Here is a 13363-nt window from a genome sequence, read left to right as displayed (position 1 = left end):
GCCCGCGCCGCCGAGCTCGACCGGGCCCGCGCGGCGGCCGGCCCGCTGTCGGAGCTGTTCGCGGCCGCGCAGACCGGCGGCACCGACCAGGTCGAGGTGCTGCACGGCAGCGCGGCGCTCGGCCGCTGGTTCGTGCGCCTGCAGCAGGAGGCGCGCGAGGAAGTGACCACTTTGGACCGCCCGCCGTATGCGCTCACCACGTCCAACCCGGTGGAGTCACAATTGCTGGCGCGGGGCGTGTCCTATCGGGCCGTGTATGCGCCGGAGGCGCTGGAGTGGCCCGGCGTGCTCGGCGACATCCGTGGGCTCGTGCGGCAGGGCGAGCAGGCGCGCGTGCTGCCAGGCCTGCGCATCAAGCTGGCCATCGCCGACCGCCGGATCGCGTTGATGCCGCTGTCTTTGGACTTTTCCGACGTGCGTGCGGTGGTGATCCGGCCGTCGGCACTGCTGGACGGGCTGCTCGACTACTGGGAGATGTGCTGGCAGGCAGCCATCCCGTTGGAGGCGCCCGAGCATGACGCGCTTTCCGAGGACGACCGGATGCTGTTGACCCTGCTCGTGTCCGGGCTCAAAGACGAGGCCATCGCCCGGCAGCTCGGCTGGTCGCTGCGCACCATGCGCCGCCGCATGAGCCGGCTCAACGAGCTGCTCGGCGCGGCCAACCGGTTCCAGGCGGGCGTGATCGCGGCCCGCCGGGGCCTGCTGGGCACGTGACGCTCAGCCTTCGGGGAGCCTGCTGCGCAGCGCGTCCAATTCGGCACGAACCTGTTCGGTTTGCCGCCGCACGTCTGCCTGGATCTGCGCCGCCGTCTCGCGTGCCTGTCTGATGCTGGGCGTGTGCGGGTCGATCCGCGCGTCGTCGAAGCGCGCGAGCAGTTCCTGGACGGCGGTCTCGTGCGCGCCGCGCAGCGCGCTCAGGATGACCTCGGCCAGCCGTTGCGGGGTCAGGCGCATCGCCTCCGGCCGGATGACGAGGCTCGCCGGCAGCCCGGTGGCAGTTGTGGCTATGTGGACTAAGTTGCTATCCTGACCGGGTCCTCCGGGCACGGGAAAACCACCTCTCCATGAATCACGGCGGCCCCTCTAGTATATCGATTAATGCACATTGATCGGAGTGCCCGGTGGATGGCATGACGGTGGGAGCAAGTTCCGAAGGCGCATCGGCGCGCCTCAAGACCGGCAGGGTGCTCAAGCGCGTGGGTCGGAGCATCTCCGGTGCCTGCGGTCTGGGCTTAGGCGCCTGTGCCATCTCGTGGGTGGTCCTGGTCATTGCCGGCTCGCCATATGCGGGGTCCCTTGCGCGTGAGGTCATGCCGTCAGTGATGGTGGCCGTCTGCGCCGGTCAGATCCTGGCCCTTGTCGGCTGGGAGCGGGCCGAGCAGGCCGAAATGCTGCTGCTCGGGCTCACCGTGCGCATCGACGGTGATGGCATCCGATGGTCGGCTCCGTCCCCGCGATCGCTTCCGTGGGAACAGATCCGCTTCGTCGTGCTCGCCCGGAGCCGGCTCTGGGTCGGTGGTCCGGACGCGTCACCGGCGCCGGACGCGGATCGGCCCGATTGGGTCAACTATCTGCACCGGCTCGTACGCCCCCACGCGTTCGCGCTCGACGTGCCGCTCGATGTGCTCGACCAATCGCGGGCCGAGCTGGCGCGCGCGATCCGCGAAGCGTCCGAGGGCCGCTTTCCGACGGGAGTGGAACAAGATGGCCGAATTTGACGTCGACCCGAGCGAGGTACGGCAGAGCGCGCGTGACGTGGCGGCGCTGGCCGCCAGCCTGGACTCGCTGGCCCGGTATGCGGCCGCGCTGGCCCAAAGCCCGGTGCGCCAGCACTTTCCCGCTATCGCCCAGGCCCAGCAGACCGCCGCTCGGTGGGACGAGGCACGGGCGGCGATCGCCACCGGTATCGGCCGGGTGGCGCTTGCCGCGAGCCGCCTCGGCGATGGCCTGACGCAGGCGGCCACCGGCTACGAGGTGTCCGACGCCCATGCCGCGCAACGAAATGAGGCTGCCCGTGAGCAGACTGCTTGACCGGTACCAATTCGACCTGTCGGACGTGCGGCTGCTGGAGGGCCTCTTCGGGGAGCGGCTGCCCGATCTGCTCGAACCGCTTCGGCACGCCGACGCCGATGTGGAGGCGATCCGGGCGCAGATCGACGAATACTCGGCACTCGCAGGGCAGTTGCAGGCTGCGCACGACGAGCTTTCGCAGGCCCGTGAAAGCCAGGCGTGGCAAGGGGAGGCGGCCGAGGCCGCTCGGGAGGCCTGGGACACCGTGCTGACCGTGCTGAAGTGGATCGCGGCCGTCATCCTGTTCATCGTCGCGGCCCTGCTCGTGCTCTCGGCGCTGGTGCTCATCGCCATCGCGGCCCTGTGCGAGCTGATCGCCACGGTCCTGTCCTGGATCGGGGGTGCCGTCGCGGTGCTTGTGGTGCTCGTGGCCGCCATCAGGTTCGGCCGAGGCTCGTTCGGCCGGGCCGCGATGACATGGGAGGCTCTCAAAGCGGTCTCCGCCACCGCTTACCTCAACGGCATGGACATAGTGGAGGACCTGGCCGGCGGGTTCACCGCGGTGTTCGAGATCGTTGGCAAGGGCTTGATGTGGTTGGGGCTGCTGTTCATCGAGCTCGGCGGAGACCTGGTGGGGCAGCCGTCCGACGGGGTGAAGGCCGAGCGAGAGCAGCTGTTCTGATCTCCCGCTTGCTGGGGCATGCGAATCGGTCGATACTTTCCAGCCATGACGATCAATCGAAGGCTGGTCGGTGCGGCGCTCGTGGGCGCCGCGGCGGGGGTGGCGACGGGAGCGGGAGCCGCGCAGGCGGGGCCGGGCGTGGGGTCGCGTCCGCTGCGCATCACGGTCGCCGCCAAAGACGCGCCGGCCTACATCAAGGCCGAGGCCAACTATGTGTGCACCGGCACGAACGACCAGAACACCATCAACGCGGCCATCGCCGAGGCCGCGACCGGCCCTGTGGCGGGCAGTTCCGAGCGGGCGCTCAACGCGGTCGAGCTGTCCGGCGGGCAATACTATTGCTCGGGCTCGATTTTGCTGCAGTCCGGTGTGGACGTTGCCGGGGCCGGCATGTTCGCCTCCGTGCTGCGCGCGGTCGGGCTGACGGCGGTCAGCGGGGCCGGTGCGCGGGTCGGGCTGGTGAAGCTGTTCGACACCAACACACACGGCTGCGGCCTGCACGGCTTCACCCTCGAAGGCGGCGGCACGGCGGGCGGCACGTGCGACGGCCTGGTCTATTCCAACGACGGGGCGTCCAATCCGTCCGGTTATCCGTACACGTCACCCGACCCGGACTGCTACGCCTATGACCTGTTCGTGCGCGGGTTCCGCACGCCGGGCGTCGACGGGGCCGGGCGCAACGGGCTCTACGCCGAGACCGACATGCGCGGGACGCTCTTGCACACCTGCCAGGTGCGCGACTGTTCGGGCGACGGGATCGTGCTGGGCGGCACGCCCGACTCGCACATCGATCGCGTCCACATTGGAGGCTGCGACGGCTACGGCATCAACGTGGCGTCCGGCAACAACAAAGTCACCAACTCCAAGGCATACTACTGCAATATCGCGGGCATGCGCCTGGCCGGCAGCCGCGGCACGTTCAGCTGTCTTGAGGTCCAGGATTCTGTCGTCGGCTTTGACATCAGCGGTACCCCGTGCGTCGCCGCCGCGCTGACCGCCGACACCTGCCGCGACGACGGCATCATCCTGCGCAGCAGCACGGGCGTGTCGCTCGACGGCTTCCAGGTCCTGTGCCGCGCAAACGGGCGCTACGCTTCGCAGCTGCGCGGAGTGTCCTTTATGGGCAGTCCCGCCGAGTGCACGATCGTCGGCCGGGTCGCCACCGCGAACATCGGCACGAAGGTCCTCAACGCGCCGGGTCCCAACTCGTTTGTGCGCATCGCGGGCGGCGCGATGTATGCGGTCGGCTAACAGCCCTACGGCAGCCGCCCCGTGCCCTCAAGGGAACGCGACGGCTGCCGTGAGCCGGTCCACAGCGGCGCTTTATCGGGTGGGCAGGGCGGCAGCGCCTGCGCCCTCCAGCGAGCGCGTGACCTGCCGTGAGCCGGTCCACAGGTGGCAACGGACGCTGCGGTCGCCCGCGGTCCAGTCACTCTCGTCGGGCAGCCAATAGGAGCTGCCCGTGCGGGAGGCCAGCGCCTGCTCGTCGCGCACCCCGATGAACTTCGCGATCACCTTCAGGCAGCCCTGGTGGAACAGCGGGTCGTTGTCGGCGTATTTCGCCTCCACCTCGGCGAACGGCACGTCGAGCGGGAACGTCCCGGCGAACTCGGAGTTGTGCGGCTGGTCGCACTCCAGCGGCTGATATTCGCCGTGCTCGGGCTGCTGGCCGCAGCCCCACCTGAGGTTGGGCAGGCTGTCGAAGCCCTGCCGGATGCTCCCGACAAATGTGATCTTCGGGTGGCCGACCCAGGACGCGGCTCCCGCCTGGCACGCATACCACCGGGCGCCGCCGCTCCAGGCTTCGGGCGATGGCAGGGACACACCGATCCAGATCTGGCGGTCGCGCCACTGCCCGCCGAGGAACGCCGCCGTCTTGGCATCGCAGTCGGCCCACGCCTGCTGGTGCGCCGGCTCCTTCACCTCGGGTACGAAGTCGCCGACGTGCACGGTCTCGTATTGGTGCTGGGCCGCGCAGTCGACCGGCTCGTATGCGGTGCGGTGCAGATTGGCCAGGAACGACTGGTGGCAGGTGCCCGCGGCGGGCCGCCAGCTGACCGGCTCGGGCAGCGCCGGCCACTGATTGGTCAGACGCCCGTCACCGATCGTGATCGGCGGAGTGGCCTGCGTGCAGGCAGCGAGCGTGAGCAGTGCCGCCACTGCCATCGTGAACGCGAGACCGATCCGCATTACGCCGACACTATCCACCGAACAGCCGATGCGCCAACCAGGCGCTGTATGGCGGCGGTGAGGGCACAGGGCGCGTTGACATTGCCCGATGTGTCCTGGATGCTCCGCTCGTGCCGACCGCGTGGGCCGAGCCTGATTTCCGAGCCGCCGCGTCGCGGGTGCGGCTGAGCACAACCGGGCGGGGGCGCCGCGGTTGGGCTGGCCGTGCGCGCTCCGCCCTCATAGGATCTATCGATGAACGTCTGGTTGGTCCCGCACACCCACTGGGACCGCGAGTGGTACGAACCGTTTCAGCGCTTCCGGCTGCGCCTCGTAGACCTGATAGACGACGTGATCGCCCGAGCGGAGGGCGATCCGTCGTTCCACTTCACGCTCGACGGGCAGCTCGCGGTCGTCGACGACTATCTGGAGGTCCGGCCCGACGCACGCGACCGGATCGCCTCGCTGGTCGCGAGTGGACAGTTCGCGATCGGGCCGTGGGCGATCCTGCTCGACGAGTTCCTGTGCTCGGGCGAAAACATTGTGCGCAACCTGGAGTGGGGCCTGCGCCGGGCGGCTTCGTTCGGTGGGGCCATGCCGGTGGGCTACCTGCCCGACATGTTCGGCCACTGCGCGCAGATGCCGCAGATCCTTGCGGGCGTGGGGATCCCGATGGCGTGCGTGTGGCGGGGCGTGCCGGCGCGGATCGACCGGCACGCGTTCGTGTGGGCGGCGCCGGACGGCACGGCGCTGCGCACCGAGTATCTGCCGGGCGGCTACGGCAACGCGGCCGAACTGCTGGAGCGGGGAGACCTGGGCGGGCACCTGGAGTGGGCACGGCCGTGGTTCGGCGACGATCCTGTGCTCGCCATGTATGGCACCGACCACTCCGCGCCGCTTCCCACGCTGAAGCAGGCCGTGGCGCGGCTGGGCGGCCGGGTGCGGCTGTCCACGCTAGCGCAATATCTTGCTCTGTTCGATCCGTCCGATGTGGAGGCTCTGCCGGTGTGGCGGGGCGAGATGCGCAGCCACGCGCGGGCCAACATCCTGCCGGGGGTCATCTCCAACCGGCCACACCTCAAGCGCGCGCTCGGTGCGGCCGAGCGGATGGTCGAGCGCTACGCCGAACCGCTTGCCGCGCTGTGGAGCCCGGCTTCGCTGTGGCCCGAGCGGTTGCTTGAGCTGGCGTGGCAGCGGCTCGTGCAGAGCTCGTGCCACGACTCCGTGACCGGATGCGGGGTCGACGAGACGGCCGTGCAGGTGGAGGCGCGCATTGCCGAGGCCGAGCAGATCGGGCGGGGCGTGCGCGACCGGGCGCTGGCCGGGCTCGCCGGTCTGGTCCCGGCGCAGGCCACGCTGGTGTTCAATCCGTCACCGTGGGAGCGCACATCGGTTGTGGCGCTTGAGGTCGCGGCGTCGGTGGACGGGCCGGTCGCGCTCCAGCTGCCCGACGGCTCCGTGGTCCCGGCGCAGGAGGTGGGGCGCAACACAGGCCCGCTGTATGAGACGGCGCGGCCGGCGGGGTGGATCGCGGCCGGATTGCGCAAAGGCACCCTGGGGCTGGAGTTCCTCGGCCGTACCGTCCAAAGTGTCCAGATTACGGGGGAGCGGGAGCTGACCGTGACGGTGGGCCGGATCGGCGGCGGCCTCACACCCGACCTGGCGCCGCACGTGACCGGCGGGGACTGGACCATGCGCGTGCTGGAGGAGCCGGTGCGCACGGTGTATGCGCAGTTGACCGTGCCGCCGCTGGGCTACACGTCGGTGCGGGCCGTGCCGCTCACCGTCGTGGAATCTGCGGGGCAACGGCTCGACAACGGGCTGCTGTCGGTGGAGGTTGTGCCGGACGGGACGCTCACACTGTGGGCTGTGGACGGCACGGTGCTGCGCGGCGTGGGCCGGATCGTGGACCAGGAGGATCTCGGCGATCTGTATAACTGCGCGCCAGGGCCCGCGAAGCCGTTGACCGGTGAGGTCTCGATAGACGTGGTGGAGTCCGGGCCGTTGGTGCAGGCGTTGACGGTGCGCGGCGCCGTCGACATGCGGGTCGAGCTGCGTGCCGGGGAACCGTTCGTCCGGCTCGAAGTGTCGTACACCAACCGGCAGCCCGACCATCGGTTGCGCTTGCACGTGCCGCTGGCCCGCCCGGCCCCGGTGTCGCACGCTGAGGGCCAGTTCGCGGTCGTGCAGCGCGGGCTCACCAGCGAGGGCGGGCACGGCGAGATGCCGCTGCCGACCTTCCCCGCATACTCCTTTGTGGACGCCGGCGGGGCGGCCGTGCTGCTCGATCAGGTGACCGAATACGAGCTGGCCGACGGCGAGCTGGCGCTGACCCTGTTGCGCGCCACGGGATTCATCAGCCGGGCGGAGCACCCGCTGCGCGCCGAGCCGGCCGGCCCGGTGATCGCCACCCCGCAGGCCCAGCTGATCGACGCGCAGATCCGCACGCGGCTCGCGATCCTGCCCCACGCCGGTTCGTGGGCCGAGGCGGGCGTGGCCCGGTGGGCGGAGGTGTTCCGGTGCCCGTTGGTGTCCGAGCGCGGGCTGGCGGCCGGTGGCACGCTCAGCGCGGCGGCCGGCGTTTCTGTTGCGGGCGACGGGGTTGTGCTCACCAGCCTGCGCCGGCGCGATGCCGATTGGCTGGAGCTGCGCGTGGTCGCGATGACCGATGAGCCAACGACCGCGCGGCTCGGCGGCGTCACCGCGGCCCGCCGGGCCGACCTGCTCGGCCGGCCCGGCGAACCGCTGCCCGGCCTCACGATGCGACTGCGCGCGTGGGAGATCGCGACGGTACAGGTAATGCGGTGATGAGCAGCGACAGGGCGAGCAGGCCATGCCGATCGGGGCCAACCCGCGCACGAAGGCGAACACGAACCGCATCCACAGCGTCACCGGATGGCTGGCTGGTTCCCGGAATATTCCGATCGCGGGACTAACCGATCGCCATGACCTGTGTGCGGTGGTCTTCGAGCCAGGCGACACCATCCGGCGCCCGCGCCTCGAAGCGGTCGCCCCGCACGGGCCTGCGCTGTCCGGTGAAGTCGGTGAGCAGGAGTCCGTCGGCGCCCAGCGCGAGCAGGCCATCATCGGAGCGCAGCAGGAGCGGGCCGTCGGGGGACTCGCTGATGGCCGTGCGGCCCGCCTCGAGCCCGGCCAGGATGTCGGGGCCGGACGGCGATTCGGCGCGCACCCACGTCGTCGGGTGTCCGAGCCGATCGTCGGACGGGCGGTGGAAGTCGGACCCTCCAATCGGGACGGTGTCGCGCGACCACGCGAGCAGCCACGCCAATGGGGCCGACCACGTGCGGTCCCACCAGCCGGAGTGCCAGATCTCGGCCAGCGCAGGCCTGGTCCGCAACGGGTGCCGCCAGGCGTAGTCGGCGGCGAGCGGATGGTTGATGGACAGCAGGCCGGTGGGCGCCCACATGTCGGGTGGCCGGCGGAAGTCCACCCAGCCGATGTCGCCGAAGGCGTTGGCATGGCCCAGATCCGTGGTCACCTCCTGACCGGGGATCAGGGTGACGCCGTAGCGCCGAGAAGCCGGCCCGAGAAGCGCGTGGTGCGACACGGTGTTGTGGTCGGTGACCGCAAGGAAATCGAGCCCCGCCGAGACGGCCAGCGCCGCGAGCTCATCGACGGTCAGCACGCCGTCGGAGTGGACCGTGTGGGCGTGCAGGTCGCCCACATGCCAACCCTCGGGCACATCCGCCCGGCGCGGCGGTCTCGGTGGGACGGGCGGGGCCGGTGGCGTCGGCTCGACGACAGGTGCACCGACCGACAGCGAACAGAGCAGGCCCGATGGCGGAATCCGGTGCAGCCCGAGGAAAAGCACGGCCCCGTCAACCGGCCCCGGCAGGTAGCCCGGCGTCGCCCAATCGGAAGTCACGGTGAACGAGTCGCGCGCCCCGCCCGAGTAGCCGTGGAACCGGCCCGCCGCGTCGAACAGGCCGAGGTCGATGACGCCTGCCGACCGGTCGTAGTCGAGCTCAACGCGGAACTCCGACCCGGGGATGGGCACGTAGTGGTAGCGACTGGACGCGCGATCATCGGGACGCCACAGATGCCTCACGAGACCAGCTCCCCGTCGCGGTACACCAGCACGCGGGTCGGGTTGAGTGCGACGCGCGTGCCCGGCTCGACCTCGCGGTCCTCGGGCACGACCGCCCCGATCGACAGGCCGTCCACGTCCACGGTCACGAGCGAGGACGTGCCCAGATTCTCCACGGTGGCCACCGCGCCAGCCAGAGGCCCGTTCTCGGTGACGGCCACGTATTCGGGCCGGACCCCGACCACCACCTCCCCGTCGGGCACGTCGAGCACGGAAAGCTGTTGCGCGGCAACGAGCACCGCTCCGTCCCGCACGACGCCGGGCAGCAGGTTCATCGGAGTCGAGCCGATGAAGCCGGCCACGAACGTGTTGGCCGGACGCCCGAACACCTCGCGTGGCGTGCCGATCTGCCGGATGCGCCCGGCCTCCATCACGGCGATCCGGTCGGCCAGCGCGAGCGCCTCGGCCTGGTCGTGCGTCACGAACACGGTCGTCACGCCGAGCTGGCGCTGCAGCCGCTTCAAGAACGTGCGCGCCTCCAGGCGCAGCCGGGCGTCCAGATTGGACAACGGTTCGTCGAACAGGAACGCCGACGGATGGCACGCCACCGCCCGCGCCAGCGCGACCCGCTGCTGCTGCCCGCCGCTCAGCTCGGCCGGGCGGCGCCGCATCAGACCGTCCAATCCCAACTGCGAGCCGACGTCGTGTGCGTGCTTGAGGCGAGTCTCCCTGGCCTGGCGGCGGATTTTCAGCGGGTACGCGATATTGTCCTCGATGGTCATGTGGGGGAACAGTGCGTAATCCTGGAAAACCATCGCGACGTTGCGTGCTCCGGGCGGCAGCCGTGTGACGTCGCGGTCGCCGATGCGCACCGATCCGCTTGTCGGCGTTTCCAACCCGGCGATGGTGCGCAACAGCGTCGTCTTGCCGCACCCGCTCGGCCCGAGCAGCGCGAAGAACTCACCGTCGGCAATGGACAGGTCCAGCCCGTTGAGCGCCTGCACGCCACCGGGAAACTCCTTGGTCAGTGCGGAAATCTCGATCCCGGCCATCAGCGTCGCGTGGCTTGCTTGTCTTGTGACACAAGCAACTCCACGCGTCCTCCCTCCTGAGTTTCGATATGCTGCAGTGGTCTGGTCCAAAGGCGCACAGAGCGAACCCGACAAGATCGGCTGCCGGTTCGGCCGAGCGACCGGGAAGGAATGTGGCACAGAAGCCGGGCCTGGATGGCGCGCTGCTCAGCGCAGGGCCTGCCCTTCAGACGGCGAACGTCGTCTGAGAAACCGGCGCCCACGGGTGTCGCAGGCGTCACCAGAACTTGATACCTCAAGTCTTTATCCCACCGTGGAACCGGAAGCCGTAGCGGCTCCACGCGAGCAGATACATCAGCACCACCGGAATCGAGTAGAGCAGCGAGAACGCCGCGATCAGCCCGAGGTTGGGTGATCCGCCCTCGGTGTAGAACGTGCGCACGAGCACCGCCGCGGGCTGCTTGTCGGGGTCGCGCAGCAGGATGAACGGTGTCAGGAAGCTTCCCCACACCTGCACCACGGTCCACACCGCGATGGTCGCCAGGCCCGGCCGCGCCACCGGCACCACGATCTGGCGCAGAATCTGCAGCGGACTCGCGCCGAACACCCGTGCCGACTCCTCAAAGGACGGTGGGATCGTGTCGATGAAGTCCTTCAGCAGGAAGATCGCCGCCGGGAGCAGCCCGCCGGTCAGCACCAGAATCACGCCGAAGTGTGAGTCGATGAGCCCCAGCTGAAAGATGAGGAGAAAAATCGGAACCATTGCCGCGGTACCGGTGACGACCGACGACAGCAGGAGGAGCAGATAGATGAGCGCGTCGCGCCCCGGCACACGCGCCCGGGAAAGCGCATACGCCGCAAGGGCTGCCGCGCTCACCACGAGCACCATCGTGCCCAGCGACAGGATGGTGGAATTCACCAGTGATGCCACGGCATAGCGGTTGTCCATGATGGACGCGAAATTGTCCAAACTGAACGTGCGCGGCGGCCGGACCGCATAGGTGGGCGTGTCGTCCAGCGGCGCGGACAGCAGCCACAGCACCGGCAGCGCGAAGAACGCCGTGCCCACACCCATCACCACATACGTCAGGATGCGCTTGACCACAAGCATCATGCGAGCCTCCGCCGGGCGACGCGCAGATAGACCAGCGCCAGCAACAGGTTCATCAACAAGACCAGCAGACTGATCGCCCCCGAGTAGCCCATCTCGCCGCCCACGATGGCCTTGTTGTAGATGAACGTGGCGATGATTTCGGCGTCGTAGTCGCTCGCGGTGATGAGAAACGGCGTGAAGTCGTTGAACGTCCAGAGGGTGATGAGCAGCGTGTTGGTCAGCGCGTGCCGTTTGATGTGCGGGAAGACCACATCGCGCAGCGTCTGCGTGCCGCTCGACCCGGCCAGCCGTGCGGTCTCCAAATGCGACGGTGGAATCGACGACAGCGCGGCGGAATACAGCATCATCGAGAACGCCGTGCCGCGCCAAATGTTGAACACGATGATGGACAACAACGGGTATTCCACCGTCCACGCGATCCCCGGCACGGTACCGAGCAGCGCGTTGATCGTGCCGCCGTCGCGGTCGAGCATCGCGATCCACAGGAACGCGACCACCGAGCTGGGCAGGATCCACGCCAGCAGCACGAGCGCCTCAAGCGTCCGCCGGATCCATTTGCGCGCGTCGCGCAGCGCCCATGCGAGCGTGAACCCGAGCCCGTTCTGCCCGACGACCGCGGACCCGAACACGAAGATGAGCGTGAGCCACAGCGAGTGGTAGAACGTCTGGTCGGTCAGCGCCCGCTCGAAGTTGTCCAGCCCGACGAAGTCCGGCTCGCGGGCCGAGACGCCTGTGAGCCGGAAGTTCGTCGCTCCGATGTAGAGGGTCCACAGGCCGGGGAAGACCAGGAACACCCCAATCATGAACAGCGCCGGCGCGACGAACGCCGCCGCCCTGAGTCGGTCAATTGGCAACTTTGTCCGCCCCGACGATGGTCTCCACGGCCTTGGCGTATGCCGCCGCCGCGTCGGCCGTCTTCGTGCCGCCCACGACGTCCAAGGTGGCCTGTTGCAGGGCCTGCGAGACGCGCGGGTACACGGCGAATCCGGGCCGGTAGGCGGTCAGCGGCAGCACCTCCTTGGCCACGAACGACAGCATCGGGTCGCCGGCGAGCACCTCGTTGTTGACGTCCTGCCGCTGCGTGATCCGGGCCGCCCCAGCGAGCTGCGCGACGGTCGCGTCCTTGCCGTTCATGAATTGCAGCAGCTCCCAGGCCTGCTGCTTGAACTTCGAGGCCGGGTTGAGCACGTGCCCGCCGCCGCCCGACATCGAGACGAAGCTCTGCCCGCGGATGCCCGCGCTGGGCCGGATCGCCGGGATTTTCGCGTACCCGACCTTGTCGTTGCGGTCGGCCATCTTCGCGATGCCCTTCTGCGGCTCGACCACGCCGCGCCAGAAGTAGTCCCCCTCAAGCAGGATGGCCATCCGGCCCTCGGCGAACGCCTGGAAAGACTTGTCGCGGCCCTTCGCGTCCTGCTGCAGCACGTTGTCGCCCAGCCCGGCGGAGTAGACCCGCTCGTAGAGCCCGAGCATGTCGCGCACGGCCTGGGTGTTGCCCTGCCACTTGCCGCCGGACCAGATCTCCTGCCCGGCGCCGACCAGCAGCGGCAGCGCGCCCTGCATGGTGGTCGCCTCGCCCATGGCCGTGCCGGCGTTGAGCTGGATCGGCGTCACCCCGGGCAGCCTGGACTTGATGGTCTGCGCGGCCGAGATGATGTCGTCCCATGAGGTGGGCTGCCAGGTGGTGGGCAGGCCCGCGTCGGCGAACAGCTTTTTGTTGAAGTAGATGACGCGCCCGTCGGTGCCCGACGGGACGCCGAAACGCTTGCCCTCGTAGGACATGTTGCCCTGCACCGACGGCGGGATCTGCTTCCAGCCGTCCCAGGCGTCGACCTTGTCCTTGCCGACCACGTCGTCGAGCGGCTTGATGTATCCGGCGTCGGCGAACTCGCCCACCCAGATGCCGTCGATGGAGTAGATGTCGGCGCCCGAACCGGAGCGCAGGTCGAGTGCGATCTTGCTCTTGTAGTCCTCGTCGGACGCGCCGGACGGCTGGAACGTCACCTTCGCGGTGCGGCCCTTGGCCCGCTGGTCCTCGATGAACTTGGGGATCACATATTTTTCGATCCAGTCGGCGCCCGCCGCGTTCTTGCCGCCTGAGATCGAGTTGGCCGCGATCGTCAGCGAGAACTCCTTGGCGTCGGCGTTTTGGCCGCTGTCGGTGGGGGAGTCTTTGCCAAGGCAGCCGGTGGTCGCCATGGTGACGGCGAGCAGCGCTGCCCCGGCCACGAACCTGCCGATGGTCATAGGTGCGACCATGGCATGATCGGTGTGGGTATGTCTATACCTACGTGTCTACCTACGTTGAT

The 13363-nt window shown here is 69.1% G+C and carries 13 protein-coding genes; 6 read left to right on the top strand and 7 right to left on the bottom strand.

The annotated features are described in order from the left end of the window. On the top strand, positions 1 to 714 hold a 714-nt coding region (locus DM816_RS22070), incomplete at its 5' end, for a helix-turn-helix transcriptional regulator (protein WP_117212240.1). A 3-nt stretch (positions 715 to 717) separates the two neighbouring features. On the opposite strand, the gene DM816_RS22065 is transcribed toward DM816_RS22070, so the two are convergent. After that, positions 718 to 1047 (bottom strand): hypothetical protein, encoded by a 330-nt coding sequence (locus tag DM816_RS22065; RefSeq protein ID WP_162907697.1) that lies wholly within the window; start codon positions 1045 to 1047, stop codon positions 718 to 720. Between the two features lie 209 nt (positions 1048 to 1256). Between DM816_RS22065 and DM816_RS42785 the strand changes: the two genes are divergently transcribed. Genes DM816_RS42785 through DM816_RS22050 form a run of 4 tightly spaced genes read left to right on the top strand, consistent with a single transcriptional unit; the run spans position 1257 to position 3943 of the window. Further along, a complete protein-coding gene (locus DM816_RS42785; protein WP_162907696.1) occupies positions 1257 to 1718 on the top strand; it encodes a hypothetical protein in 462 nt (153 codons plus the stop codon). Further along, positions 1705 to 2031, top strand: a complete 327-nt coding sequence (locus DM816_RS42780) for a type VII secretion target (protein WP_162907695.1) — start codon at positions 1705 to 1707, stop codon at positions 2029 to 2031. The genes DM816_RS42785 and DM816_RS42780 overlap by 14 nt, the downstream gene beginning before the upstream one ends. Next, a complete protein-coding gene (locus DM816_RS22055) occupies positions 2015 to 2692 on the top strand; it encodes a hypothetical protein (protein WP_117212237.1) in 678 nt (225 codons plus the stop codon). Before DM816_RS42780 ends, DM816_RS22055 begins: the two co-directional genes overlap by 17 nt. 45 nt (positions 2693 to 2737) lie before the next feature. Next, positions 2738 to 3943 carry a right-handed parallel beta-helix repeat-containing protein gene (locus DM816_RS22050; RefSeq protein ID WP_117212236.1) on the top strand — a complete coding sequence of 402 codons (1206 nt, stop codon included), beginning with the start codon at positions 2738 to 2740 and terminating at the stop codon, positions 3941 to 3943. A gap of 72 nt (positions 3944 to 4015) precedes the next feature. Here DM816_RS22050 and DM816_RS22045 read toward each other — a convergent pair whose 3' ends face one another. Then, a complete protein-coding gene (locus DM816_RS22045; RefSeq protein WP_117212235.1) occupies positions 4016 to 4882 on the bottom strand; it encodes a septum formation family protein in 867 nt (288 codons plus the stop codon). A 234-nt stretch (positions 4883 to 5116) separates the two neighbouring features. Between DM816_RS22045 and DM816_RS22040 the strand changes: the two genes are divergently transcribed. Next, positions 5117 to 7669 carry a glycoside hydrolase family 38 N-terminal domain-containing protein gene (locus DM816_RS22040; protein ID WP_117212234.1) on the top strand — a complete coding sequence of 851 codons (2553 nt, stop codon included), beginning with the start codon at positions 5117 to 5119 and terminating at the stop codon, positions 7667 to 7669. Positions 7670 to 7793: 124 nt separating this feature from the next. On the opposite strand, the gene DM816_RS22035 is transcribed toward DM816_RS22040, so the two are convergent. From DM816_RS22035 to DM816_RS22015, 5 genes are all read right to left on the bottom strand, one after another. Next, on the bottom strand, positions 7794 to 8930 hold the full coding sequence (locus DM816_RS22035) for a CehA/McbA family metallohydrolase (protein WP_117212233.1): 1137 nt from the start codon (positions 8928 to 8930) through the stop codon (positions 7794 to 7796). Then, entirely contained in the window at positions 8927 to 9961 is a 1035-nt protein-coding gene (locus DM816_RS22030; protein WP_117212232.1) for an ABC transporter ATP-binding protein, read from the bottom strand. The genes DM816_RS22035 and DM816_RS22030 overlap by 4 nt, the downstream gene beginning before the upstream one ends. Positions 9962 to 10235: 274 nt before the next feature. Next, positions 10236 to 11054 carry a carbohydrate ABC transporter permease gene (locus tag DM816_RS22025; protein WP_117212231.1) on the bottom strand — a complete coding sequence of 273 codons (819 nt, stop codon included), beginning with the start codon at positions 11052 to 11054 and terminating at the stop codon, positions 10236 to 10238. Continuing rightward, complete coding sequence (locus tag DM816_RS22020) at positions 11051 to 11908, bottom strand: carbohydrate ABC transporter permease (RefSeq protein WP_211588801.1); 858 nt, start codon at positions 11906 to 11908, stop codon at positions 11051 to 11053. Before DM816_RS22020 ends, DM816_RS22025 begins: the two co-directional genes overlap by 4 nt. Next, positions 11898 to 13301 carry an extracellular solute-binding protein gene (locus DM816_RS22015; RefSeq protein WP_117212230.1) on the bottom strand — a complete coding sequence of 468 codons (1404 nt, stop codon included), beginning with the start codon at positions 13299 to 13301 and terminating at the stop codon, positions 11898 to 11900. Before DM816_RS22015 ends, DM816_RS22020 begins: the two co-directional genes overlap by 11 nt. Between the last annotated feature and the right edge of the window lie 62 nt (positions 13302 to 13363).

The sequence above is a fragment of the Allorhizocola rhizosphaerae genome, from assembly GCF_003426775.1.
Classification (GTDB): Bacteria; Actinomycetota; Actinomycetes; order Mycobacteriales; family Micromonosporaceae; genus Allorhizocola; species Allorhizocola rhizosphaerae.
This window is presented reverse-complemented; position numbering and strand designations above follow the sequence as displayed.